The 24,760-nt window shown below is 29.8% G+C and carries 22 protein-coding genes; 17 read left to right on the top strand and 5 right to left on the bottom strand.

What is annotated here, in order from left to right; all coding sequences use genetic code 11:
• Nucleotides 1–5 precede the first annotated feature (5 nt).
• The gene (locus IFB02_RS03615; protein ID WP_106686874.1) at nt 6–1,100 is read left to right on the top strand and encodes an ABC transporter permease; all 1,095 of its coding nucleotides are present in this window, start codon (nt 6–8) and stop codon (nt 1,098–1,100) included.
• Here the strand turns inward: IFB02_RS03615 and IFB02_RS03610 are convergent.
• The gene (locus IFB02_RS03610) at nt 1,097–1,720 is read right to left on the bottom strand and encodes a hypothetical protein (RefSeq protein WP_106686875.1); all 624 of its coding nucleotides are present in this window, start codon (nt 1,718–1,720) and stop codon (nt 1,097–1,099) included. The genes IFB02_RS03615 and IFB02_RS03610 overlap by 4 nt on opposite strands.
• Nucleotides 1,721–1,869: 149 nt before the next feature.
• Here IFB02_RS03610 and IFB02_RS03605 point away from each other — a divergent pair, with 149 nt between their 5' ends.
• On the top strand, nt 1,870–4,251 hold the full coding sequence (locus IFB02_RS03605) for a GAF domain-containing protein (protein ID WP_106686876.1): 2,382 nt from the start codon (nt 1,870–1,872) through the stop codon (nt 4,249–4,251).
• Here the strand turns inward: IFB02_RS03605 and IFB02_RS03600 are convergent.
• The gene (locus IFB02_RS03600; RefSeq protein ID WP_106687041.1) at nt 4,232–5,488 is read right to left on the bottom strand and encodes a Pycsar system effector family protein; all 1,257 of its coding nucleotides are present in this window, start codon (nt 5,486–5,488) and stop codon (nt 4,232–4,234) included. The genes IFB02_RS03605 and IFB02_RS03600 overlap by 20 nt on opposite strands.
• Before the next feature lie 56 nt (nt 5,489–5,544).
• On the opposite strand from IFB02_RS03600, the gene IFB02_RS03595 reads away from it, so the two are divergent.
• A complete protein-coding gene (locus IFB02_RS03595) occupies nt 5,545–9,255 on the top strand; it encodes a metallophosphoesterase (protein ID WP_106686877.1) in 3,711 nt (1,236 codons plus the stop codon).
• A 10-nt stretch (nt 9,256–9,265) separates the two neighbouring features.
• Nucleotides 9,266–10,537: a DUF2254 domain-containing protein gene (locus tag IFB02_RS03590; RefSeq protein ID WP_106686878.1), complete on the top strand. Its 1,272-nt coding sequence runs from the start codon at nt 9,266–9,268 to the stop codon at nt 10,535–10,537.
• Here the strand turns inward: IFB02_RS03590 and IFB02_RS03585 are convergent.
• Nucleotides 10,526–11,332, bottom strand: a complete 807-nt coding sequence (locus tag IFB02_RS03585; protein ID WP_106686879.1) for a hypothetical protein — start codon at nt 11,330–11,332, stop codon at nt 10,526–10,528. The two genes, IFB02_RS03590 and IFB02_RS03585, sit on opposite strands and share 12 nt — an antisense overlap.
• An 86-nt stretch (nt 11,333–11,418) precedes the next feature.
• On the opposite strand from IFB02_RS03585, the gene IFB02_RS03580 reads away from it, so the two are divergent.
• The 3 genes from IFB02_RS03580 to IFB02_RS03570 are packed head-to-tail and all read left to right on the top strand — an operon-like array spanning nt 11,419 to nt 13,843.
• Nucleotides 11,419–12,096, top strand: a complete 678-nt coding sequence (locus IFB02_RS03580; protein ID WP_106686880.1) for a glycerophosphodiester phosphodiesterase — start codon at nt 11,419–11,421, stop codon at nt 12,094–12,096.
• Nucleotides 12,093–13,304 carry a BaiN/RdsA family NAD(P)/FAD-dependent oxidoreductase gene (locus tag IFB02_RS03575; RefSeq protein WP_106686881.1) on the top strand — a complete coding sequence of 404 codons (1,212 nt, stop codon included), beginning with the start codon at nt 12,093–12,095 and terminating at the stop codon, nt 13,302–13,304. Before IFB02_RS03580 ends, IFB02_RS03575 begins: the two co-directional genes overlap by 4 nt.
• 2 nt (nt 13,305–13,306) lie before the next feature.
• A complete protein-coding gene (locus IFB02_RS03570) occupies nt 13,307–13,843 on the top strand; it encodes a DUF1697 domain-containing protein (RefSeq protein WP_106686882.1) in 537 nt (178 codons plus the stop codon).
• Here the strand turns inward: IFB02_RS03570 and IFB02_RS03565 are convergent.
• Nucleotides 13,840–14,397: a TetR/AcrR family transcriptional regulator gene (locus IFB02_RS03565; RefSeq protein WP_106686883.1), complete on the bottom strand. Its 558-nt coding sequence runs from the start codon at nt 14,395–14,397 to the stop codon at nt 13,840–13,842. The genes IFB02_RS03570 and IFB02_RS03565 overlap by 4 nt on opposite strands.
• Before the next feature lie 204 nt (nt 14,398–14,601).
• Between IFB02_RS03565 and IFB02_RS03560 the strand changes: the two genes are divergently transcribed.
• The 4 genes from IFB02_RS03560 (at nt 14,602) to IFB02_RS03545 (ending at nt 18,529) form a co-directional block, all read left to right on the top strand.
• Nucleotides 14,602–15,681 (top strand): diphosphomevalonate/mevalonate 3,5-bisphosphate decarboxylase family protein, encoded by a 1,080-nt coding sequence (locus tag IFB02_RS03560; RefSeq protein ID WP_106686884.1) that lies wholly within the window; start codon nt 14,602–14,604, stop codon nt 15,679–15,681.
• A gap of 27 nt (nt 15,682–15,708) precedes the next feature.
• The gene (locus tag IFB02_RS03555; protein WP_106686885.1) at nt 15,709–16,638 is read left to right on the top strand and encodes a mevalonate kinase family protein; all 930 of its coding nucleotides are present in this window, start codon (nt 15,709–15,711) and stop codon (nt 16,636–16,638) included.
• A gap of 55 nt (nt 16,639–16,693) precedes the next feature.
• Complete coding sequence (locus IFB02_RS03550; RefSeq protein WP_106686886.1) at nt 16,694–17,614, top strand: geranylgeranylglycerol-phosphate geranylgeranyltransferase; 921 nt, start codon at nt 16,694–16,696, stop codon at nt 17,612–17,614.
• 72 nt (nt 17,615–17,686) lie between these two features.
• Nucleotides 17,687–18,529, top strand: a complete 843-nt coding sequence (locus IFB02_RS03545; protein WP_106686887.1) for a pseudouridine synthase — start codon at nt 17,687–17,689, stop codon at nt 18,527–18,529.
• Between the two features lie 35 nt (nt 18,530–18,564).
• Here IFB02_RS03545 and IFB02_RS03540 read toward each other — a convergent pair whose 3' ends face one another.
• Nucleotides 18,565–19,431: a sterol desaturase family protein gene (locus IFB02_RS03540; protein WP_191073055.1), complete on the bottom strand. Its 867-nt coding sequence runs from the start codon at nt 19,429–19,431 to the stop codon at nt 18,565–18,567.
• 407 nt (nt 19,432–19,838) lie between these two features.
• Between IFB02_RS03540 and IFB02_RS03535 the strand changes: the two genes are divergently transcribed.
• The 6 genes from IFB02_RS03535 to IFB02_RS03510 all read left to right on the top strand — a co-directional run bounded on the left by IFB02_RS03535 (nt 19,839) and on the right by IFB02_RS03510 (nt 24,757).
• The gene (locus IFB02_RS03535; protein WP_106686889.1) at nt 19,839–21,236 is read left to right on the top strand and encodes an arginine decarboxylase; all 1,398 of its coding nucleotides are present in this window, start codon (nt 19,839–19,841) and stop codon (nt 21,234–21,236) included.
• The gene (gene speB, locus IFB02_RS03530) at nt 21,226–22,164 is read left to right on the top strand and encodes an agmatinase (protein ID WP_106686890.1); all 939 of its coding nucleotides are present in this window, start codon (nt 21,226–21,228) and stop codon (nt 22,162–22,164) included. The genes IFB02_RS03535 and speB overlap by 11 nt, the downstream gene beginning before the upstream one ends.
• Nucleotides 22,154–23,128, top strand: a complete 975-nt coding sequence (locus tag IFB02_RS03525) for a deoxyhypusine synthase family protein (RefSeq protein WP_106686891.1) — start codon at nt 22,154–22,156, stop codon at nt 23,126–23,128. The genes speB and IFB02_RS03525 overlap by 11 nt, the downstream gene beginning before the upstream one ends.
• Nucleotides 23,129–23,181: 53 nt before the next feature.
• Nucleotides 23,182–23,505: a hypothetical protein gene (locus IFB02_RS03520; RefSeq protein ID WP_106686892.1), complete on the top strand. Its 324-nt coding sequence runs from the start codon at nt 23,182–23,184 to the stop codon at nt 23,503–23,505.
• Nucleotides 23,506–24,282, top strand: a complete 777-nt coding sequence (locus tag IFB02_RS03515; protein ID WP_106686893.1) for an RMD1 family protein — start codon at nt 23,506–23,508, stop codon at nt 24,280–24,282.
• 136 nt (nt 24,283–24,418) lie between these two features.
• Nucleotides 24,419–24,757 (top strand): hypothetical protein, encoded by a 339-nt coding sequence (locus tag IFB02_RS03510; protein ID WP_106686894.1) that lies wholly within the window; start codon nt 24,419–24,421, stop codon nt 24,755–24,757.
• Nucleotides 24,758–24,760: the final 3 nt, after the last annotated feature.

The raw sequence follows: 24,760 nt of genomic DNA, 5'->3' as shown, positions 1-24,760 counted from the left end.
AATAAATGAGTAATAATACAGGCTCATTAACACAATTAGCGCTTCAAAAGTTTAAAAAAAACTTTTGGGGCGTTTTTAGTTTTCTATTTGTAATATTGGTTGGTATAATCGCTGTGTTTGCTTATGTGTTTGCACCAGATAATTCTGCAAATGCTAATCAAATGCATGTGTCTATACACTCTAAACAACCAGGTTTTAAGGTTCAGATGTTAACTATACCGTCAAATGTAGAGCAAGAACAATCTTTTTTAAGTAAAGTGTTTTTTGGTCATAAAACTTCTGATACAGAAGTTCCAATTTCATCTTACAAATTAGAAAATGATAAGCTTGTTTATACTGAATATGCCTCAGATGGATTAATTGGGCAACAAAAAACCATCAATTCAGACTTTATAATTAATAATCCCGAACAAAAGTTTATTTCTGAAAGAACTTTTTATTTAGGAACAGATAAATACGGACGTGATTTGCTTAGCCGATTGTTAGTTGGTGCTAGAATTTCTTTTTTTATAGGTTTTGTTGCAGTATTTATTTCGCTTTTAATAGGTGTTTTTATGGGAAGTGTTGCAGGATTTTATGGTGGTAAAATAGATGCTGCAATTATGTGGATAATTAATGTAACGTGGTCTATACCAACTTTACTTTTGGTAATTGCAATTACGTTGGCTTTAGGCAAAGGGTTTTGGCAAGTGTTTATTGCTGTAGGATTAACCATGTGGGTTGAAGTTGCAAGAGTAGTAAGAGGTCAAATAATTAGCACAAAGCAAATGCAATACGTTACCGCAGCAAAAGCTTTAGGTTATAACGATTTTAGGATTATAACAAAGCATATTTTACCTAATATTATGGCGCCAGTTATTGTGATTTGCGCAGCAAATTTTGCAGCAGCAATTTTAATAGAATCTGGATTAAGTTTTCTAGGTATTGGTGCGCAACCGCCTATGGCAAGTTGGGGCGCAATGATTAAAGATCACTACAATTATATTATTTTAGGTAAACCTTATTTAGCAGTTTTACCTGGATTATGTATTATGCTTTTAGTAATGTCTTTTATGTTAATAGGAAATGCGCTTAGAGATGCTTTAGACGTAAAAGTTTAATCTAAATAAGTAAAGCTATTCCAAATTGTAGAAATATCTAATTGGTCTTTAAAGTCTTCAAAACTACTAATACTTTGATCGTCTCTTGCAGCCATAATCATAATAATATGAGTGTTTTTATATGGGTTAGGTTTTAAAATTATATTAAAGTGATATGTGCCAATAAAACTAGGATCGTTTTTACCGTTAATATTACCAATCGCCTGTAATGCAAGATAATTATTGTTGTCAAAATTAACATTATCAATTTTAGATTGACTCATTTTATAACCACCACTTTCTAGTAAAGATTGTATTTGACTAAAAAAAGTTTTACCTGTGGTTTTTAGTGTTAAGCTATCTGCATTAATGTATCCGTAAGAGTACATTTGTACAACAATGCTATCTGAATTTTTTTTCTGAAACATGCCATAGGAAAAAGATTTTTTACCAGGTTTAGGTCTTTCAATTTGTAAATTTTCAGGAATTTCTGAAGTAAAATGAACTTCAGGTTTTTTTATTTGTGCGCAAAATTCTGGAGTGACCTCGTAAGTTATTGTCTTTTTTTCGACTTTATTTTTACAACTAAAAGTTGAAATTAATAGCACAAAACAAACTACTACAGATAAATTATTTTTCATTTTAAACTAATTTTATGTAGCAAAATTGGTTATTAAGCGTCGTACATTCAATACGCCATTTGTCGTATTTAAAGCTACAATAAACTAAACCAATGTTAAATCAAAGGTTTTAAATTTTATAATGATTAATTTTACATAAATAACTCTTTATGCTTAAAACTTTACAAAGTAATATTGTATTTCCATTTTCGGTTAAGATTAGCTTTAATAAGCTACTTAATCAATATGACCAATTGGCAAAGAGTGAAAATGCTTTAATTGCAAGTAAAGCAAATGAGATACTTAATGTAGCTAAACAGTCGCCTGTTTTAAGAGATGGTTTTACAGATTTAAGCTATCTAAATACATACGATCAAGACATAAGAGTAATTTTACAAGATGTTTTTAGTCATGTCCTTACGTTAAACGAAATTAAATTTGCAACTGTACCATTAGGAAATGCTGTTTTAGCTTCTACACAACGTTTTAAAAACATTGTTAAAGATGCTGGAGATAATTTTGATTTATTAATAAAAAACATGCCTGAAGAAGATTTGTACATCTTTGGTTGTACGATAATTATAAGCATGTATTATGGCTATACTCTTAATTTTAAGCGACCAATTTATTACGATATACCAGATAAAAATGGAATTTTAAAAACATATAAAGTCTTATACAACGCAGATTTTATAGAGATTAATCCAACAAAAGATGCGCCAAAATTTACGCATCAAGACTATGAAGAGCTTTTAGATAATTTTGATGATATCGAGTTGTGGAAACAAAAATTTCCGCCAAATAGTTATCAATTTAAAGGATTTGTAGTCTCTAGTTTATTTGATGTTACAGACGATCAATCGATATCAAACATTAAATCTACTTTAATAGAAATGAATAAACAGAAAAAAGAAAGTTTTATGGAGAACTTTCAAGATGTTTTTCAGCGATTGTTTAGTAGAAAAGATATAAATGTTGGATTTTCTGTGTTTAATAAAGAAAATAATGCTTTAGAGCAAGTTTATGGTTCTAATGTGAAAAGTTATTTACTAAACAAAGCAGATTCTATTTGTTGTAGCGATGCGCTATGCTTGTTTTCTTATGAAAAATTAATAGAAGAAAAAAGTTATTACAGTATATCAGATGTAAATAAACTGTATCAACAAACACAAGGTAAAGAGCCACAAATTGCAGCATTGCACGATCAAGGTATACAAAGTGCAATATTTGCGCCCATTGCAGAAGAAGGAAAATTATTAGCAGTTTTAGAATTAGTATCCAATCAAAAAGGCGCTTTAAATAGTATAAATGCTAATAAGTTGATAGATGTTATGCCTTTTATTCTAACAGCTTTTAAACGCGCAAAGGAAGAAGAAGAAAATCAAATAGAAGCTATTATACAAAGAGAATGTACTTCTATTCATCCTAGTGTAAGATGGAAGTTTGAAGAAGCAGCAAAAGCGTTTAGAAAAGAACAACAAGAAGGAAAACCTAATCCAAATTTCAAACGCATTAGATTTAAAAATGTCTATCCGTTATTTGGTCAAATAGATGTGAAAGGATCTTCTAAAGCAAGAAACGAAGCTACTTTAAAAGACTTGTTATTACAGTTAAAATTGGTAAAAAACATTATAGATCAGGCAATAGCTTTAGAAGATTTGCCAATTTATAATCAAATATTATTTCAGTTAAAAGATTTTGAAACCACTTTAAAAGATAATTTTAAGGTAGATACAGAACAAAAAATCACTCAATTTTTACATACTGAAATAGAGCCAATTTTTAAATTTCAACTACAACAACATCAATCCTTAAAAGAAGATATCGAAGATTACTTTAGTAAAATAGATGACAATCTAAATGTGATATACTACTACCGTAAAAATTTTGACGATACAATAAGCTTAATTAATAAAAATATGGCTTCGATTATAGATAGAAAACAAATCGAAGCACAGCAAATGTATCCGCATTTTTTTGAAAGATTTAAAACCGATGGTGTAGAGCATAACATGTATATAGGAGAAGCGATTACTAAAGAAAACTCCTTTAACGAAATTTATCTATACAATCTAAGACTTTGGCAAATGCAAGTGATGTGCGAAATGGAAAATGTATATTACAATTACCAGCATCAATACCCAAAAGCACTAGATGTAGCTTCAATGATATTAGTATTTAATCAACCATTAACTATACGTTTTAGAACAGACGAAAAACATTTTGATGTAGACGGAACCTACAATGCACGTTATGAAGTTGTAAAAAAACGTGTAGATAAGGCTAATATAAAAGGAACCGATCAAAGAATTACGCAAAAAGGGAAATTAACTATTGTATATTCTCAACAAGAAGATGAGGTAGAATATTTGCAATATGTAAAGTTTTTACAAGCCAAAAAACGCCTTGCAAATAATCTAGAAATTTTAGAGCTAGAAGACTTACAAGGCGTTACAGGATTAAAGGCTATAAGAGTAGATATCTTATATAGCGATCTTAATGAGGATAAATATTATACCTACGACGATTTAATTACGAATAATAAATCTTAGTTTTATTTTGTGTAATAATAGATGTAGTTGGATCTAAAACATCATCAATATTAGCAGCAGGATTATTTTTTACAGCAATAGCAAAAGCTATTAAAGAGGTAATTATACCTACCATAAATACTGTGTAAGTGATACGTAAAAGTCTGTATTTACGCTCTAAAACCTTACCTAAAAAATATAAGTCTTTAGTCAAAGATTTATAAACATAATCTTTGTCTTTTAGTAATTCTTCTATTGCCCATTCGTACTCTTTTAGGTCCATTTTATGAAAATTACCAAAAAACGTTAAGTTTACCTCTTTATTTGCGACATCTTCCTTAGTAAATTCGCCACTAGTTACATTTGGTCTAGTAGCAATAATAGACATAATCATAGAAATTACACTAAAAACAGTAAAAATTACAGTTGGCCAAGTTAGGTAAGGATTAGTGTCTAACTTAGAAATTAGATTAGCTAATACTACCGATATTATAATAGCATTTACAGATAATAATATGTTGGCTTTTGTATCTGCAATATCACTAAGTTTTATGTGGTTTCTTAATGCAACTCTATAAAAAGTTTGTATACCACGTTCTGGACTTTCGTTTTTATATTGTGCTTTATATTTAGCTTTTATTTCTTCTTTTTTAATCTTTCTGCGTTGTTTCTTTTTGGTTTTTATAAGTTTTGCAAGATTTTTCTCTTTTCTTGGTTGCCAGTTTTTTAAAGCATAATCTGTGTAATACTTGTGTTTTTTGGATAGCATTATGATGTTTTCATCTAACCATTCATTAGGAGAGTATTTTGCAATACCATTAATTTCAAGCTCTTTTCTTAAAAATTCACTAGCTTCGTTAAAGTATTTTTTTCCAAAATGAGAAGCGTCTGCATCACGTAAAATTTTATCTAATTGCGTTTTAGGTTCGTTATCAACCTTGGTTGCCATAATGCAGTCTTTTACACCATTTATAAGGTCTTGACTTGCGCCTTCTTCTTTTAAAAATTGTTCTGCAATTTTTACGCTTTCTTCTTCGTGTCCATCTCTAGTCTTTGTATAACCTGTATCATGTAGCAATGCAGATAGTAACAAAATTTCGGCATCATTAACATTAATTTCAGAATTTTCAATTATTTCTTTTGTACTTTTAAAAACACGTTTTGTATGGGTATGATTATGATATACTATTGTATTTGGTAGCTCATTTTTTAGCAATTCAAATACAAAAGCTTCGGCTTTTTCTACCAGTTCAGTCATAGTATTAGTTTTATTCATATCCAAATTAACCAAAAAAATTAACCACATTACTTTTTATGCCAAAAAATAACATAATTCTAACGTTTTTAGCTCTTGTAGTACTTTATGGATGTGCTAGTTATAAAGCGCAATACAAAGATAAAGATCAAGCTATCCAAGCCTTACCAAATAAACCTGTACATAAAACTTTTTACTTAATTGGTGATGCAGGTAAATCGCCAATAAATGGTTACTCTAAAGGATTAACAGCGTTTAAAAACTTTATTAGTGATAAAAATACTAAGGAAGATTTTGCGGTTTTTTTAGGTGATAATATTTATCCAGATGGTTTGCCAGATAAAGACGATAGTGATTATCCGGAAGCAAAAAATAATTTGCAAGCACAAGTCAATAGTCTAGATAATTTTAAAGGCGATGTGTTGTTTATTCCTGGTAATCACGATTGGTATGCAGATGGTTTAAAAGGTGTTAAACGCGAAGAAAAGTTTATAGAAGACGCTTTAGGTAAAAATTCGTTTCAGCCAGAAAACGGTTGTCCGTTGGAAGTGATAGAAGTTAGTGATAAGGTAGAAATGATTGTAATAGATACACAATGGTATTTAGAAAATTGGAACGACAATCCAACAATTAATGACGAGTGTGAAATCAAAACAAGAAAACGATTCTTTTTAGAATTAGAAGGCGAATTTAAAAAAGCACAAAACAAGCGTGTTATCGTAGCTATGCACCATCCAATGTACACTAATGGAACACATGGTGGTTTTTACGAAAAATCTAAACATTTGTATCCAACACAAAGCAAATTTCCTTTACCTATTTTAGCATCTTTATTAGTACAAGTTAGAACACAAGGTGGCGTTTCTATTCAAGATCGATATAACGAAAGGTATAACGAATTAATGAATCGTATCGAAACTCTAGCTTTAGAGTATAATAATATAGTATTTGCATCTGGTCACGAGCATACATTACAATACATAGAAAACAATGGGATTAAGCAAATCGTATCTGGTTCTGGAGCTAAAGAATCTGGTGCTGCACTAAGTAAAAATGGTTTATTTTCTTACGGTAAGCAAGGATTTGCAACCTTAACAGTATTTGAAGATGGAAGTGTTTGGACTAGTTTTTACGGCGAAGAAAACGAGCAACCAAAATTGCTGTTCACTCACGAAGTTTTTACACCTTATGAAACAGAATTTGATACAACTACATTACCAGATAGTTTTCCGCAAACCATAGAAGCATCGGTTTACAGTAAGGAAGAAACCGATAAATCTGGTGTTTACGAAGCCTTTTTTGGCGAAAGATATCGTGATTTATACAGCACAAAAGTAAAAGTACCTGTAGCTACATTAGATACGCTATATGGCGGATTAGAAGTTGTTAGAGAAGGTGGCGGACATCAAACAAGGTCTTTAAGATTAAAAACAAAAGATGGTAGAGAATTAAACATGCGTGCTTTACGTAAAAGTGCAACCCAATATCTGCAAACAGTATTGTTTAAAGACAATTATGTAGAAGACGATTTTGATAAAACAATGATAGAAGATCTTATCTTAGACTTCTACACAGCAGCACATCCTTACGCGTTTTTAGTAGTTCCAGATTTAGCAGATGCTGGAAAAATTTACCATACAAATCCAAAGTTATATTACATTCCAAAGCACAAACATCTTGGAGATTATAATACCAATTATGGTGGCGAATTGTATATGATAGAAGAACGTCCTGAAGAAAATTATACTAACGAGCGTAACTTTGGATATGCAGATGATATAGAAAGTACACATGATATTATTGAAAAAGTTAGAGAAGACGAAAAGTATAAAATAGATGAAAACGCTTACGTAAGAGCAAGGTTGTTTGATATGCTAATTGGAGATTGGGACAGACATCAAGACCAATGGAGATGGGCGCAATTTGACCAACCAAACGGTGATAAGTTATTTAAACCAATACCAAGAGATAGAGATCAGGTATTCTCTAATTTTGATGGTGCTATTTTAGACGTAACACGTTTTTTATCTGGCGCATCTAAACAACTACAAGTTTATGACGCAGAATTAAAAGATGTAAAATGGATGAATAGCGCTGGAGTAAAATTAGATAAAGTTTTAATTCAGCAATCAGATGAAGATGTTTGGATAAAACAAGCCAAATTTTTACAAGAAAACATCACAGATCAAGTGATTGAAAAAGCCTTTACTAAAGTGCCAGAAGCATCTAAAGATCAATCTTTAGAAGAAATTAAAAAACTATTAAAAGGTCGAAGAGAAAATTTAGAAGATATCGCTAAAAGATATTATAATTATTTAAACGAATTAGTGATTCTTACAGGAACAGATAAAGACGATTATATTGTTATTGATAGAATTGAAGATAACAAAACAAAAGTCTCTATTTACAGAATAAAAGATGGCGAAAAAGCAGATGTTATCGTAGATCGTGTTTTTGATAAAAAGACAACTAAAGAACTTTGGGTTTATGCATTAGATGATGACGATGTAATAGAAGTAAAAGGTAAAGCAAGTAACTTAATTTTTACTAGAATTATTGGAGGACAAAACAACGATAAGTATATTATTAAAAATGGAAGACGCGTTCATGTTTACGACCATAAAAGTAAGCCTAATGAAGTTGTAGAAAATAATGGCGCAAAAATTAGCTTTACAGATATTTACAATAATAATTTATTCGATTTTCAAAGAAACATAGTTAAAACAAACACTTTAGCACCAAGTTTAGGATATAATCCAGACGATGGTATTTTATTAGGTATTCAAAATGTTTATACAGTAAAAGGATTTAGCCGAAATCCTTACACGCAACAACATAAATTTAAAGCAGGTTATTATTTTGCAACAAGTGGTTTTAGTTTAGATTATTATGGCGATTTTGCCAATTTTACAAACGAGTGGAATTTACACGTCGCAGGTAAAATAACTAGTGAAAACTTTACTAATAACTTCTTTGGTTATGGTAATGAGACAATAAATTTAGACGACGATTTAGGACTAGATTTTAATCGCGTAAAAACCAGCACATACGCTGTAAATTTTGGATTATCTAAAAAAGGTAATTTTGGTAGCGATTATGGTGTAAGTCTTTTAGGTGAAGCAATAGAAGTAGAAGAAACTCCAGATAGATTTATAGAAGTTGTACAGCCGCAAAACACATCACAAGACTTTTACGGAAGACGATTTTTTGCAGGTTTACAAGGTGATTTTAATTACGAAAGTTTTGATAGTAAAATTACACCAACAAGAGGTATGACCTTTAATATTTCTGCAGGAGGAAAAACCGAAATTGATAACAGTAAATATACTTATGGTTTTATAAATAGTAGTCTAGGATTTTATAATGCGTTAATAACTAGTCGTAAATTAGTTTTAAAAACAGATATACGCACACAACTTAGATTTGGTGACGATCTAATCTTTTATCAAGCAGCAAATTTAGGAGGACAAACAGGATTAAGAGGATTTAGATTACAAAGGTTTACAGGACAAAATAGTTTAGCAGGTAGTGCAGATGTACATTACAGATTTGGATCTTTTAAAACTAAAACCTTACCATTACAAATAGGGATTTTTGGTGGTGCAGATGTAGGTAGAGTTTGGACTAAAAACGATAGTTCAGATAAATGGCATAACGATTATGGTGGCGGATTTACAATTACTGCAGCCGATAGTATTGCTGGTACTTTTAACTTTTTTAATAGTGTAGAAGGTTGGCGATTTTCGTTTGGATTTGGACTTAACTTTTAACCATTTCTAAATGAAAAATTACTTTGCAGGATTATTAAAATATATATATAATTTAGAAGGTAAAATAGCGTTCTATCCAACATTATTTAGTCTTTTTGGTCTCGCAATATCGTTTGCAACTTATCATGCAGAGTCTTTAGGTATTTCTTCTTATTTATTTGAAAACATACCGCAATTAGTTATCAATAGTACAGATACAGCACTTAATATATTAACCACGTTTATTGCTGGATTAATATCTATTATGGTGTTTAGTTTTTCTATGGTAATGGTGTTGCTTAATCAAGCATCAAGTAATTTTTCACCTAGAGTTTTACCAGGTTTAATATCTAATAAAAGACACCAAAAAATTCTAGGTATTTATAATGCAACCTTATTGTATTGCATTTTTACTTTGGTTCAAATAGAGCCTAATCAAGAAAAGTATCAATTACCAGGATTTTCAGTCTTGTTAGCTATTGGTTTTATGACCATTTGTTTAGCTGCGTTTATATATTTTATACACTCAATTTCGCAAGAAATTCAAGTAAATAATATTATTTTAAACATCTACATTAAAGCAAAAAATAGAATAGAAAAGCTTATAATTTCTGAAGAAAAGCATAGCGATTCATTTGTTTCAACAGACCAATGGAATAGTTACAAAACAGAACTTACAGGTTACATGCAAGATGTGGTTTTGGATTTGTTATTAGATTTTGCAAAAACAAACAATTGTAAATTTGAGGTAATCGCCATAAAAGGGAATTTTGTTTTTAAAGATGAAATTTTATTTAAAAGTGATACCAAATTAACAGAAGAGCAGTTAAAAAGAGTACATTCTTTTTTCAGGTTTTCTAACAGTCAACGTATTGAAGAAAATTACGTTTTGGCCTTTAAGCAAATTACCGAAATTGCTGTAAAATCTATGTCTCCTGCAATTAATGATCCAGGGACAGCATTAATCTGTATAGATTATTTAACACAGTTGTTTAGTGTGCGATTAAATAAAAAAGATCAGATTGTCTTGTGTGATAAAAATGATAGTTTGGTTAAGGTTAATTCTGTAGATTTTAAAGCGTTATTATATTCGGTTATAACACCAATAAGAACTTACTCCAAGCATGATACAATTGTAGTTTTAAAGTTATTTAAACTATTAGAAGTATTGTATAAAGACGCTAAATCAAACTATAAAACTAGTATTAAAGAAGAAGTTGTGACGTTGTATAACGATGCTAAAAATTCAATTGAAAATACAACCGATTTAGATAAAATAGAAACGGCTTATTTACAGTTTTAAGGTATAAATATTATTATCTTCTTTACCAGAGTCTTCGTCGGTAATCACTACAGTGTTATTATCTTTAAAACAAATACCTTCTTTTTGCGAGTTATGGTTAAATTCAATCTTCTCGATATCTCCTTCAAAAAAATGGTCATCTTTAAAATTTGAAAGTTTCCATAATTTATCGTGGTTTAACAGTACAACAGTTGCATTATCTTCACTTATAGCTGCAGATGTTATTCTATTGTTTTTTCCTTTTAGATTATATTCTGTTACTAAAGTTGCAACGTGTGTTCCAATAGTGTTTGGGACTTTTAAAACTTTAAAGTTTTTAGTTTCTTTTGTGAAAATATAAAACTGATTATTAAGCAGAAAAAACGATTCAAAATCCTCTGATTTTACATTGTCTGGTAAAGTAAATTGTATGGTTTTTGCAATAGTTTCATCTTCAACATTATTTATATTTTCAATTTTATAAATAAAAAAGTTTTTTCTCTTTCTGCTGTTATTACCAAAATCGCCTATGTAAAGATTACCTTCTTTATCGCTAGTTAAATCTTCCCAATCTACATTTTTAATGTTTTTTATATCAATATCTCTTACAATATTACCTTTAAAGTCCATGCCATAAACATTATTTTTATTACCAGCATCTTCAATTGTCCAGACTATATTAGGATTACCACAAATTTGTGCGGCAGATGCTTCGTCCAAATCACTGTCTATCGATCCAACAGTTGTTAATTTACCGCTTTGGCAAGACATAAAAAGTAAAATAAAAATGCTTACAGGTTTTAAGTTAAAAATCATAAATTGTCAAATATTATAAAGGCTTGTAATTATTAGTAAATTTCAGGTTTTTTAAACAAAATAGGTCATAATAATTTGATAAAATTATGTCAAAAATCCTTAAAATAGGTCATAGAGGAGCTAAAGGACATCTAGTTGAAAATACCTTAGAATCCATAAATAAAGCATTGCAATTAAATGTAGATGGAATAGAAATAGATGTGCATGTTTGTAAAAGTGGTGAGTTGGTTGTGTTTCATGACTTTACTTTAGACAGAATGACAAATGCAACAGGAGAAATAGGTAAATATACTTTAACCCAGCTTAAGCAATTTAAAGTAAACGATAACTATCAAATACCAACACTTGTTGAAGTATTAAACTTAATTGATAACAAGTGTTTACTTAATATCGAATTAAAAGGAGAATATACAGCAAAACCAGTTGTAGATTTATTATCTAAATATTACGATAAAAATATTGATAATATAGTGTTAAGTAGTTTTTTGAAAGAGGAATTAACGCTAGTAAGTAAATTAAATCCTTCTATTGCATTAGGTGTGTTAACTAAAGCCAGTGTTAATCAAGCATTAAAATTTGCAAAAACTATAAATGCGAAATCTATTCATCCTAATTTTGCATTATTAAGTCAATCCAATGTGGCTAAAGTACAAGAAGAAGGATTTAAAGTTTATACTTGGACAGTAAACGATCAAGATTCAATTAACAGAATGAAAACTTATGGTGTTAATGCAATTATAAGTGATTATCCAGATAGAATATGAAACAGTACGATGTAATAATTGTTGGTGGCGGCGCAGCAGGTTTTTTTTCTGCAATTAACATTGCTGAAACTTATCAAGATTTAAAAATTGCAATCTTAGAACGAGGAAAAGACGTTTTATCTAAAGTTAAAATTTCTGGTGGTGGAAGATGTAACGTTACAAATGCCGAGTTTATCCCAAAAGAGTTAACCTTAAATTATCCAAGAGGAGAAAAGGAGTTATTAGGACCGTTCCATACATTTATGACAGGAGACACTATGCAGTGGTTTGAGCAACGCGGTGTAGAATTAAAAATTGAAGATGATGGACGAATATTTCCGGTTTCAGATAGTTCTCAATCTATTATAGATTGTTTTCTGTATGAGGCAAAAAAACATAACGTAGATGTATTAACTAATCAATCTGTAAGCGACTTTACCCAAGTAGAAGGTAATTGGCAAGTCACAACAAAAACAGATGTTTTTAATTGTGAAAAATTAATAATTGCAACAGGAAGTAATCCTAAAATTTGGAATTATTTAGAGCAATTAGGTCATCATGTTATTGCTCCAGTTCCTTCCTTATTTACATTTAATATTAAAGATCAAAGAATAAACGATATTCCAGGTGTAGTTGCACAATATGTGACTGTAAAAGTTTTAGATACAAATTTAGAAAGTTCTGGTCCGTTATTAATTACTCATTGGGGAATGAGTGCTCCGTCTATTTTAAAGCTTTCAGCATTTGGAGCTTTAGAATTAGCAAAACTAAATTATAAGTTTCAAATAGAAATTAACTTTATAAATCAAAATTATGATATTGCAATATCACAATTAAAACAGTCAAAACAAAACAATCCTAAAAAACAAGTTGTAAATCAAGCTTTGTTTAATTTACCTAAAAGACTATGGAAGACTTTAGTTTTAGCTGCTGAAATACATGAAGATACCAAATGGGCAGATCTAAATAAACAACAACTAGAACAGCTTGGATTGCAACTAACAAAAGCAGTATTTGATGTATCTGGTAAAAGTACATTTAAAGAAGAATTTGTTACTGCTGGCGGTATAGATCTAAAAGAGCTTAACTTTAAAGATTATCAAAGCAAGCAATTAGATAATTTATATTTTGCAGGTGAAGTAATTAATGTAGATGCAATAACTGGTGGATTTAATTTTCAAAATGCTTGGACTGGAGCGTACATTGTTTCTCAAAATTTATACAATTAATTATGGCAACATACATCGCTTTTTTAAGAGGAATAAATGTTGGAGGACATCATAAAATATTAATGAAACAACTAACTAATGTATTAGAGAATAATCATTTTAAAAATGTAAAAACCTATATACAAAGTGGTAATGTTGTATTTACTTATAATAATAGTAGTTGTTCAGATTTAGAGATTATATTAAGTAAATTAATACTTCAGGCTTTTGGACATACTATTACTGTACTAGTAAAAACCGTACAAGATTTAAAGATTATTATAGAAGATTTTCCTTTGTCTAAAGAAGTAATAGAACAGTCTTACTTCTTAATGTTAAAAAACAAACCATTAGAACAAGATTTTGAAAAATTAAATTCAATTTCTTATCCTAATGAAGTGTTTAAATATTGCAATACTACAGTTTACCTATACTGTAGCCATGGTTATGGTAAAACTAAACTAACTAGTAATTTTTTCGAGAAACAACTTAAAGTTGCTATAACTGCTAGAAATTTTAAAACGATTAATAAAGTTTTACAATTAGCAGAAGCTATTTAGTGTTTTCTTACACAATCCCAAGCCATTTCCATGGTTTGATTAATAACATCGTTAGTAATTTCGATTGCGTTTTTCTCCTTTAATTTTATGGTAGAAGTAATACAACCAGCTGTAGTTAACATTAAATGTCTTAATTGAGCATCTTTTAAATAACCTTCTTCAATTCCTTTTAAGAAAAAGTCTTTAACATCTGTAATATATTCTCTAACAGATTCTGATAACTCTAAAGAGATTAATGGTGGTACAGCAACAAACTCCATAAACTTAAACGCTAAAGGATTACCAACGTAATAGTTAAAGAAGTTAAGGCAAACAGTTTCAAACTGTTTTCTGTACTCATCGTCAGGTAAATTTGCCATTAAAACAACACCAAAATCTTGGTTAATCATTTTGTAAATTTCTTCTAAAATTTCCTGCTTGTTGTTAAAGTAATGATAGATAGTTCCAACTGCAACATTTGCTTCTTTGGCAACTTGAGACATAGGTGTTGCATACACACCTTGTTTTACCACCAGTTCTAACATGGTGATAATTATTCGCTGTTTTTTATCCATAAGGATACTTAGTTTCTGTAGGTAGAAAGAAAGAAATTAGTCAATAGGGAGATCTTTCTACAGGGTTAATAAAACATTTACATTTACACATTTAATGGATAACCAATTTATTTAGAGTTAAATAAAATTGAGTGTCCATTCAGCGCTAAAACTACTAAAATTATAGAATAATAAAAACTATCTTTGTAAAAAATTTCGACAACTATGCTTATTGAGCAATTTAATACCTATTTAATAGACAGCGAATTACAGGACGGAAGTGTAAGTTGGCAATCGCCAAGTAATATAGCATTAGTCAAGTATTGGGGAAAAAAAGACGGGCAAATTCCAGCAAATACATCTGTTAGTTTTACCTTAAATAATTGTAAAACAATTACAGAACTTTCTTTTTCAAAAAAAGAAAATAATGATAAATTTTCTTTCGAAATTTTTCTAGATAATGAAGCAAAACCAGAATTTAGTCCTAAGATAGAAACCTTTTTTAAGCGTATAGAATCTTACGTACCCTTTTTAAAAGACTATCATTTTATTATTAAAACTGAAAATACATTTCCGCATAGTTCTGGAATTGCATCTTCAGCTTCTGGAATGAGTGCTTTGGCATTATGTGTAATGAGTATTGAAAAATTACATCATCCTGATATGCCAGAAGACTACTTTAATAAAAAAGCGTCTTTTTTAGCTAGATTAGGGTCTGGAAGTGCTTGCCGAAGCATAGAAGGCGATTTAGTTGTTTGGGGAACGCATCCAGAGATTGAAGGTAGTAGTGATTTATTTGGAGTGAAATTTCCTTATGCAGTACACCAAAATTTCAAAAATTTCAACGATACCATATTATTGGTAGATAAAGGCGAAAAGCAAGTAAGTAGTACCGTTGGACATAACCTTATGCATAATCATCCTTTTGCTTTAAAAAGATTTGATCAAGCACAAGAAAATATCACAAAAATAAAATCGGTTTTACAATCTGGAGACTTAGAAGAGTTTATTAAAATAGTAGAAAGTGAAGCACTTACCCTACACGCAATGATGATGACAAGTTTGCCGTATTTTATATTAATGAAACCAAATACTTTACAGATAATTAATAAAATTTGGGAATTTAGAACTAAAACCAAACTTCCTGTTTGCTTTACATTAGATGCAGGAGCGAACGTACATGTTCTTTATCCCGAAGCTTGCACAGATCAAGTTTTAGAATTTATTAAAACAGAGTTAGTTGCGTATTGTCAAAACGGACATTATATTTGCGATAAAATTGGTTTTGGAGCAAAAAAGCTTTAAATTTATATAACCATTGTATTAATAGCTATGAAAGGTCCTTTATTTTATTCTAAGATTTTACTTTTTGGAGAGTACGGTATTATTAAAGACTCTAAAGGGTTATCTATACCGTATAATTTTTATAACGGTGCGCTAAAAACCGAAAAAAATCTTACAGATCAAGCTAAACAATCCAACAATAGTTTAAAAAGGTTTGCAGATTATTTGGCAAACATTAATAAAGACTTAGTTGCGTTTGATATAGCTGCTTTAAATGCAGATATAGAAAATGGGATGTATTTTGACTCTTCAATACCACAAGGTTATGGTGTAGGTAGTAGTGGTGCTTTAGTAGCTGCGATTTACGATAAATATGCTGAAGATAAAATAACGGTATTAGAAAATCTAACTAGAGAGAAGCTATTAAAACTTAAAGCTATTTTTTCTGAAATGGAATCTTTTTTCCACGGAAAATCATCTGGGCTTGATCCATTAAATAGTTATTTAAGCTTGCCAATTCTTATAAATTCTAAAGAAAATATTGAAGCAACAGGCATACCAACTCAAAGTACTGATGGTAAAGGCGCTGTGTTTTTATTAGATTCTGGTGTTGTTGGAGAAACTGCGCCAATGGTTTCTATCTTTATGGAAAACATGAAGCAAGAAGGCTTTAGAAAGATGCTTAAAGATCAATTTATAAAGCATACAGATGCTTGTGTTGACGATTTTTTAAAAGGAGACATCAAATCTTTATTTAAAAATACTAAGCAATTATCCAAAGTGGTTTTAAATCATTTTAAACCAATGATACCTGCACAATTTCATGACTTATGGAAGCAAGGATTAGAGACTAATGATTATTATTTAAAGCTTTGCGGATCTGGTGGCGGCGGATATATTTTAGGGTTTGCTCCAGATTTTAATAAAGCTCAACAAGCACTTAAAGACTACAAATTAGAAGTCGTTTATAATTTTTAAATAAAAAATATTTTAACTCTTAGTTCTACTAGGAGTTTTTTATAATCTAAATCTAATGTTTACCAGAAAACAAAAACATGTACTGCTTAAGTTTTTTAGTATGTTTTCTGTGGTTAGAGGTTACAATATATTATTTGTAATAATAGCGCAATACTTGGCTTCAATTTTCATTTTTGCACATGATAAACCTGCAAAGCAAGTGTTGTTGGATCTTAATTTACTTATGCTTGTTTTGGCATCAGCAGCAGTAATTGCTGGTGGATATATAATTAATAATTTTTACGACTCTGAAAAAGATTTAATTAATAGACCAAATAAAACTATGTTAGATAGATTGGTTAGTCAAAATACTAAATTGTCTTTTTATTTTGTACTCAATTTTTCAGCAGTAATTTTGGCAAGTTATGTTTCTTTTAAGCCAGTACTGTTCTTTTCAGTTTATATTTTTGCTATTTGGTTTTATTCGCATAAGTTAAAAAAAATGCCTATTGTAGGTAATTTGGTTTCTGCTATTCTTACAGTAATTCCTTTTTTTGTCATATTTGTTTACTATAAAAATTTTGACACAGTCATATTTGTACATGCTTCATTTTTATTTCTTATTGTCTCTATTAGAGAGTTAACTAAAGATTTAGAAAACATTAAAGGAGATCTAACTTTAAATTATAGGACAATACCAATTGTTTATGGAGAAAAAATATCCAAACAAATGATATCTGCTCTAGTTGCATTAACATTAATTCCTGCCTATTTATTGGTTACAAAATATCAAGTTGGTAAAATGAATTTTTACTTCCTGTTGTGTGAAATTTTACTAATAGCTTACCTTGTATTATTATGGAAATCTAATACAAAAACACATTATTTATGGCTTCATAATATTTTAAAATTTATATTGATTGCAGGAGTTTTTAGTATTGTGTTAATAGATTACGATTTAGTTTTAAATAGGTTAACGTTTTTGTTTTCAGTTTAAAATAAGTTACTCAGTAAATATTATTGAATGTTTATATAAAAATTCGTTGTAGCTTTGCAAAAAAATAAAATTATGAGTAGACATCAAGGAGCAAATGATAAGAGAAAAAACTCAGGAAGAGGAAGAGGAAACTCAAAAACTAAAACTTACGCAAGAGGCAATGCACCGGTAAAACCAAAAAAGGTTGCAAATACGTCGTCTTCAAATTCTGATTTAATTAGATTAAACAAATATATTGCTAATTCTGGTATGTGTTCTAGAAGAGAAGCAGATCAACATATAGCAATGGGCTTAGTTAGTGTTAATGGTAAAGTTGTAACCGAAATGGGTTACAAAGTCAGTATTGATGATGAGGTTAAATATGACGGCGCAAGAATTTCGCCAGAAAAAAAGGCTTATGTATTACTAAATAAGCCTAAAGGATTTGCTACAACTACAAGTACAGATAAAGGTAGAACAGTAATGGATTTGGTAGCAAATGCAACTAATTCTAGAATTAAACCAATTGGAAGATTAGGAAGAAATTCTATGGGACTTTTATTGTTTACTAATGATGAAAAAATAGTAAAAAAGTTCACTAATTCTAAAAATGGCGTACCAAGATTGTTTCATATAGAATTAGACAAAAACTTAAAATTAGAAGACCTTAAAAAGATACAACAAGGTTTAAAAATAGAAGATAAAACTGTAACTGTAGAAGAGATTAGTTACATAGATGGATCGCCTAAAAAAGAAGTAGGAATTAAGATTAAAAATACAGGAAATACTGTGTTAAGAACTATTTTTGATCATTTAAAATATGATATTGTAAAAATAGATTGTGTTGCAATTGCGCATCTTACAAAAAAAGATATTCCGCGAGGTAACTGGAAAATCTTGACAGAACAAGAAGTAAATACTTTAAAAATGTTATAAAAAAAAGCCAACTGAAAAGTTGGCTTTTTTTAGTTCTATTTTTTAAATCCGTAAGTGTTTTGACCAATAAAATCTTTAGGAAATTGGTTGTCCCCTTCAAAACCAATTTCAATAGTGCCACTATCTTCAGGAATATAATTGGTTTTAAAAATATAATCCCAGACACTTAGGCTTATTCCATAATTAACTCCGTTTTTTCCTTTAGGAATTGTGTAAGCATGATGATAAAGATGCATAACGGGATTGTTAAAAATGTATTTAAATGGACCGTAAGTCAACTTAATGTTAGAATGATTTAAATGTCCAATGGTTATTGCTGCAAAATGAACAATGTAAGCTTGTTCTGGTTCAAAGCCACCAAGAATCATTACTCCAAAAACTTTTAAAGGTTTGTATAATACGTTTTCCATCCAATGGTAGCGCAAATGCGCTGCAAATCCCATTTCTTTCACGCTATGATGTACTTTATGAAAATTCCATAATACCTCGTAACGATGTAATAATACATGAGTAAACCATTGTACAAAGTCTAAAATCACAAAGAAAATAAGTAGTTGTAAAATAGGATGCCAATTAGAGATATTAATTAAACTTAAGCTACTTGCTGTAATATTAAATTCAGAAAACAGTACACTTAATACTTTGTAAAAGCCACTAATTATAATGCTAAACACAAAAAAATTAAAAAACATGTAAAATACATCTAGCCAAAAATCTTTTCTAAAGACAGATTGATTTTTACGCCAAGGAAACACAATTTCTAATCCCCAAACTATTAAAGATATAAGGATTAATCCCCAAAAATAGTTGTTGTACCAAGCAACATCAAAGATTATAGATTTATAAGTCCAATTTAATGTGCCATTAAATCCATTAATAAAAGCATCTAAATATTTAGTCATGTAAATTGTTTTACCAAAAAATTAGTCGTCTAAATTAATAAATCTTACAACTAAAGTAAGTTACAATGGTTACATAAAAATAATTTCAAAAAAAAAATCAAAAAAGTTTTGTGTGTCAAAAAATAAATTACATTTGTCACATATTTAGCTGAACATTTTGAATACTGTTTCTATGTTCGGGCTTTTGAAAATTAGGAAGTCATATTCAAAAGCTGCTTACAGATTAAGCGACCGAATTTTAAAGCTAACTTCCGCATTCACTTCAATTTATGCTAGTCAGCATGAGCTTGGCTTTGTGCCAACTTATGACTTGAAAATTCAAATCTGAATTGTATTCTTATTATTTTTTTAACAGTAATTAAACACTGTTTTAATCCTTTATTACATACTTTATTAAAAAATAATTAATGAATACTAAATACATAGATTTAATTAATCAGACTTTTGATTTTCCACAAGAAGAGTTTGCATTAAACGACAAGACATTACAATTTCATGATATCAACTTAATGGAGTTGGTAGAGCAATATGGTGCGCCATTAAAGTTTACCTATTTGCCTCAAATATCAAATAATATAAATCGTGCTAAGCAATGGTTTGCCAATGCAATAGAAAAGCATGATTACAAAGGAAAATATAACTATTGTTATTGTACAAAAAGTTCTCACTTTAAGCACGTTTTAAATGAAGCTTTAAAAAATGATATTCATATAGAAACCTCTTCTGCTTTTGATATTGATATAGTAGAAACCCTTAAAAAAGAAGGTAAAATTACAAACGATACTTTTGTAATTAGTAACGGTTTTAAACGCGAGCAATATGTAACAAATATTGCTAGGTTAATAAATAATGGACATCATAATTGTATACCAATAATAGATAATTATGAAGAAATAGATTTATTATCAGAAGAAATAAATACCAACTTTAAAGTAGGAATAAGAATAGCTTCTGAAGAAGAGCCAAAATTTGAGTTTTATACCTCAAGATTAGGTATTGGATACAAAAACATTGTACCGTTTTATAAAAGCCAAATCAAAGACAATCCAAAAGTAGAGCTTAAAATGCTTCACTTTTTTATAAATACAGGAATTAGAGATAATGCCTATTATTGGAACGAGCTTTTAAAATGTTTACGCGTATATGTAAGTTTAAAAAAGATTTGTCCAACATTAGATAGTTTAAATATTGGTGGTGGATTTCCTATAAAAAACTCTTTAGCTTTCGAGTTTGATTACGAATATATGATAGACGAAATTATTAATCAAATTCAACAAACTTGTGAAGATGAAGGTGTAGACGTACCAAATATTTTTACAGAATTTGGAAGCTTTACAGTAGGAGAAAGTGGCGGAGCAATCTATAAAGTATTATACCAAAAACAACAAAATGATCGTGAAAAATGGAATATGATTAATTCATCTTTCATAACTACATTACCAGATACTTGGGCAATAAACAAACGATTTATAATGTTGCCAATAAATCGCTGGAACGATAGTTACGAGCGTGTATTGCTTGGTGGATTAACCTGTGATAGTGACGATTATTATAATAGTGAACAGCACATGAATGCTATTTACTTACCAAAATATAATAAGGACAAACCATTATATATAGGTTTTTTTAATACAGGCGCATATCAAGAAACTATTGGAGGATTTGGCGGTTTACAACACTGTTTAATACCAAGTCCAAAACATATTTTAATAGATAAAGACAAGGATGGAAACATCAAAACACAATTATTTTCAGAACAACAAAAAAGTGAAGACTTACTTAAAATTTTAGGTTATGCAAACTAAAACGTATGCAGGAATTCCTGAGGAATTCGCAAAATTAGAACAAGCAAAGATTGTTTTAATACCAGTACCTTACGATGGTACAAGTACATGGCAAAAAGGAGCAGATAAAGGACCAGAAGCCTTTTTAGATGCTTCGGCTAATATGGAGTTGTATGATATAGAAACAGATACAGAAGTATATCAACAAGGTGTGTATCTGGCAGACGCTGTAACAGAAAACAGTTCTCCAGAAGCAATGGTAGATGCGGTACATGAGGTAACCAAAAAGTACATTAAGAAAAATAAGTTTGTAACTATTTTTGGTGGCGAACATTCAATTTCTATAGGTACAATACGTGCATTTAACGATATGTTTCCTAACTTAACCGTATTACAATTAGATGCGCATGCAGATTTACGTAAAGAGTATGAAGGCTCAAAATGTAACCATGCTTGTGCAGTTTATGAGGCAAGTCAAACCACAAATCTAATCCAAGTAGGAATTAGATCTATGGATGCTATAGAAAAAACTGTAATGGACGAAGAAAAAACATACTTCGCTCACGAAATGGTAGACGATAGCGCTTGGATGGACAATGCGATAGATCAAATGACAGAAAATGTATTTATAACAATAGATTTAGACGTGTTTGATCCTTCAATAATGCCAAGTACAGGCACGCCAGAACCAGGTGGATTATTATGGTACGAGACCTTAGACTTTTTAAAACAAGTTTTTGAAGAAAAAAATGTAGTAGGTTTTGATATAGTAGAACTTTGTCCAAATAAAAATGAAAAATCTTCAGACTTTTTAGCAGCAAAATTATATTATAAAATGCTAAGCTATAAGTTTTTAGATGAAGATGTAGACGACGATTACGACAATACTTACGAAAACAATAAACATAAAAGTAACAGTACAAAATATAACGAAGACGATGAGTACTAAAGGACCAATTTCACAATTTATACAACACCATTATTTGCACTTTAATGCAGCAGCTCTTGTAGATGCAGCAAAAGGATACGAAGCACAATTAGATAAAAAAGCTAAAATGTTAGTGTCTCTTGCTGGAGCAATGAGTACAGCTGAATTAGGTAAAAGTTTTGCAGAAATGATTCGTCAAGATAAGGTTCAAATAATAAGCTGTACTGGAGCAAATCTAGAAGAAGATATTATGAATCTTGTTGCGCATTCACATTACAAACGTGTGCCTAATTACCGCGATTTAACGCCGCAAGACGAATGGGATTTATTAGAAAAAGGTTTAAATCGTGTTACAGATACTTGTATTCCAGAAGAAGAAGCTTTTAGAAGATTACAAGAGCATATCTATAAGATTTGGAAAGATGCCGAAGCTAATGGCGAACGCTATTTTCCTCATGAATATATGTATAAAATGTTACTTTCTGGAGTTTTAGAAGAATATTACGAAATAGATTTAAAAGACTCTTGGATGTACGCAGCAGCAGAGAAAAATTTACCAATAGTTGTTCCAGGTTGGGAAGACAGTACAATGGGTAATATTTTTGCAAGCTATGTATTAAAAGGAGAACTTAAAGCTAGCACAATGAAGTCTGGTATAGAGTATATGACCTTTTTAGCAGATTGGTACACAGAAAATTCTCAAAACGGAATTGGTTTCTTCCAAATTGGAGGAGGAATTGCAGGAGATTTCCCTATCTGTGTTGTGCCTATGCTTTATCAAGATATGGAGCGTACAGATACACCGTTTTGGAGTTACTTCTGTCAAATAAGTGATTCTACAACAAGTTATGGATCGTATTCTGGAGCAGTTCCTAACGAAAAAATAACTTGGGGAAAATTAGACATAGATACACCAAAGTTTATAGTAGAAAGTGATGCAACAATAGTAGCGCCATTAATTTTCGCTTACATTTTGGGTTGGTAAAAAAATTAATTTACATTTAATAAACAATACAACACAAACAGTCAACTTATCCCATGAGAAAACCAGACAATTTAAAACGCGTTATCGTAGATTTTAAAAAGCTAACACCCGAAATATTAAAACTTTTAGTAGATAAATATCCAGATGGTTATGACGAAGATCATATTATCGAATTTAGAAATGCTAAAAACGAATTGGTAGAAGCTGTAGAAGTAACAACAGAAGACACAAAGTACTTAGTAAAAGTAAGTACTAAGCTTGTAAAAACTATGGAAAATTATGACGAAGATGATTACGAAGACTTCGATAATGACGATCCAGATGCAATACAAGATCCAGATATAGAACCTAGCGAAGAGCAGGATGATGATTTTTAAATGTACAAAGTAGTCGCATATCAAGTAGCTAGTAGTATAAACATAAAATCTTGCAAACAGCAACTGTCTTATCAGTTGCTGTTTCAGGATAGTGATGAGTTATTCTACAAATACCAAGACAATGCATTTGTCTATATGTTTCAATATGGTATGGTTAGCTTTTTTAATATGTCTTCTCAAAATATAGAAGATTTATTAAAACAAATTAAACCAAATACATCTAATTATTTTTCAGAAAAACTCTCTGAAGCAACAGAAGTATTGGTAAAGCCTAACACTTTAAAAGTACAATTTAATCATATAGAATTACCAAATCTAGATCAAGAAATGATAAGATTAGTAATGTTATATGCTTCGCAAAGTGTAGCGTTAGATAGATATTCAGAAATCACAGAAGAGCTTTTAGAACAAACACATCAACACACGTTGTATTTAGAAAATAAAGGTAAATTAGATATTTCTGGGCATAAATTAAAACGTTTTATTGGTAAAACATTAAACATAAAAAACAAAATCTCAGAAAATCTGTATATTTTTGATTCACCAGATATAACTTGGGATAACGAACAATTAAATAAGCTAAATACAGATTTAAAAAATTCGTTTGATTTAAAAGTTAGATACAGGGTAATACATGATAGAATAGAAATAATTAAAGAAAATTTAGAATTATTTAAAGATATCATGGATCATAGAGAAAGTAGTACTTTAGAGTGGATAATAATTATTTTAATTGTAATAGAAGTTTTTGATCTTTTTGTAGCCAAATTATGGTAATCTAAAAAGTATATTAAATACGTATAAAAATATAAATCACGTGTCATTACACTAGGTTGTAATACTAAAAGCAATCGGACTTGAGGTGATAAACTTCCGATCAAAAAACCAACAACAATTTTTATATTTTATTACAATGAAAACAAAATTTATCACTGCTATTATTGCATTATTTGCAGCAATATCATTTGGGTTTTATAATCCTTTTACTAATCAAACAGTTACTGGTGTTTATCAAGGAGAAGAAGATTTTAACTATCAATTTTCTGTAACACAAAACGGGAAATCGTCAACAATGACCTTTCATTATGTTAATGATGAAGTTTTAGATAAGTACGATTTAGATACAGAAGACTTTATTGGCGAAACCTTCGCTATTACTTTTGAAAAATCTATCGAAGTTTATGAAGATGAAGATGGTAACGAAGAAGAATCCGAAGTTTTAACAATCTTAGATTTAAAACTAAAAGAATAAAAT

It is taken from the genome of Mesoflavibacter profundi (assembly GCF_014764305.1).
Taxonomy (GTDB): domain Bacteria; phylum Bacteroidota; class Bacteroidia; order Flavobacteriales; family Flavobacteriaceae; genus Mesoflavibacter; species Mesoflavibacter profundi.
This window is presented reverse-complemented; position numbering and strand designations above follow the sequence as displayed.

Bases quoted from the DNA above. Each gene is read 5' to 3' on its own strand.
- IFB02_RS03615 (WP_106686874.1), top strand. From the start codon at position 6: ATGAGTAATAATACAGGCTCATTAACACAATTAGCGCTTCAAAAGTTT.
- IFB02_RS03610 (WP_106686875.1), bottom strand. From the start codon at position 1,720: ATGAAAAATAATTTATCTGTAGTAGTTTGTTTTGTGCTATTAATTTCA.
- IFB02_RS03605 (WP_106686876.1), top strand. From the start codon at position 1,870: ATGCTTAAAACTTTACAAAGTAATATTGTATTTCCATTTTCGGTTAAG.
- IFB02_RS03600 (WP_106687041.1), bottom strand. From the start codon at position 5,488: ATGACTGAACTGGTAGAAAAAGCCGAAGCTTTTGTATTTGAATTGCTA.
- IFB02_RS03595 (WP_106686877.1), top strand. From the start codon at position 5,545: ATGCCAAAAAATAACATAATTCTAACGTTTTTAGCTCTTGTAGTACTT.
- IFB02_RS03590 (WP_106686878.1), top strand. From the start codon at position 9,266: ATGAAAAATTACTTTGCAGGATTATTAAAATATATATATAATTTAGAA.
- IFB02_RS03585 (WP_106686879.1), bottom strand. From the start codon at position 11,332: ATGATTTTTAACTTAAAACCTGTAAGCATTTTTATTTTACTTTTTATG.
- IFB02_RS03580 (WP_106686880.1), top strand. From the start codon at position 11,419: ATGTCAAAAATCCTTAAAATAGGTCATAGAGGAGCTAAAGGACATCTA.
- IFB02_RS03575 (WP_106686881.1), top strand. From the start codon at position 12,093: ATGAAACAGTACGATGTAATAATTGTTGGTGGCGGCGCAGCAGGTTTT.
- IFB02_RS03570 (WP_106686882.1), top strand. From the start codon at position 13,307: ATGGCAACATACATCGCTTTTTTAAGAGGAATAAATGTTGGAGGACAT.
- IFB02_RS03565 (WP_106686883.1), bottom strand. From the start codon at position 14,397: ATGGATAAAAAACAGCGAATAATTATCACCATGTTAGAACTGGTGGTA.
- IFB02_RS03560 (WP_106686884.1), top strand. From the start codon at position 14,602: ATGCTTATTGAGCAATTTAATACCTATTTAATAGACAGCGAATTACAG.
- IFB02_RS03555 (WP_106686885.1), top strand. From the start codon at position 15,709: ATGAAAGGTCCTTTATTTTATTCTAAGATTTTACTTTTTGGAGAGTAC.
- IFB02_RS03550 (WP_106686886.1), top strand. From the start codon at position 16,694: ATGTTTACCAGAAAACAAAAACATGTACTGCTTAAGTTTTTTAGTATG.
- IFB02_RS03545 (WP_106686887.1), top strand. From the start codon at position 17,687: ATGAGTAGACATCAAGGAGCAAATGATAAGAGAAAAAACTCAGGAAGA.
- IFB02_RS03540 (WP_191073055.1), bottom strand. From the start codon at position 19,431: ATGACTAAATATTTAGATGCTTTTATTAATGGATTTAATGGCACATTA.
- IFB02_RS03535 (WP_106686889.1), top strand. From the start codon at position 19,839: ATGAATACTAAATACATAGATTTAATTAATCAGACTTTTGATTTTCCA.
- speB (WP_106686890.1), top strand. From the start codon at position 21,226: ATGCAAACTAAAACGTATGCAGGAATTCCTGAGGAATTCGCAAAATTA.
- IFB02_RS03525 (WP_106686891.1), top strand. From the start codon at position 22,154: ATGAGTACTAAAGGACCAATTTCACAATTTATACAACACCATTATTTG.
- IFB02_RS03520 (WP_106686892.1), top strand. From the start codon at position 23,182: ATGAGAAAACCAGACAATTTAAAACGCGTTATCGTAGATTTTAAAAAG.
- IFB02_RS03515 (WP_106686893.1), top strand. From the start codon at position 23,506: ATGTACAAAGTAGTCGCATATCAAGTAGCTAGTAGTATAAACATAAAA.
- IFB02_RS03510 (WP_106686894.1), top strand. From the start codon at position 24,419: ATGAAAACAAAATTTATCACTGCTATTATTGCATTATTTGCAGCAATA.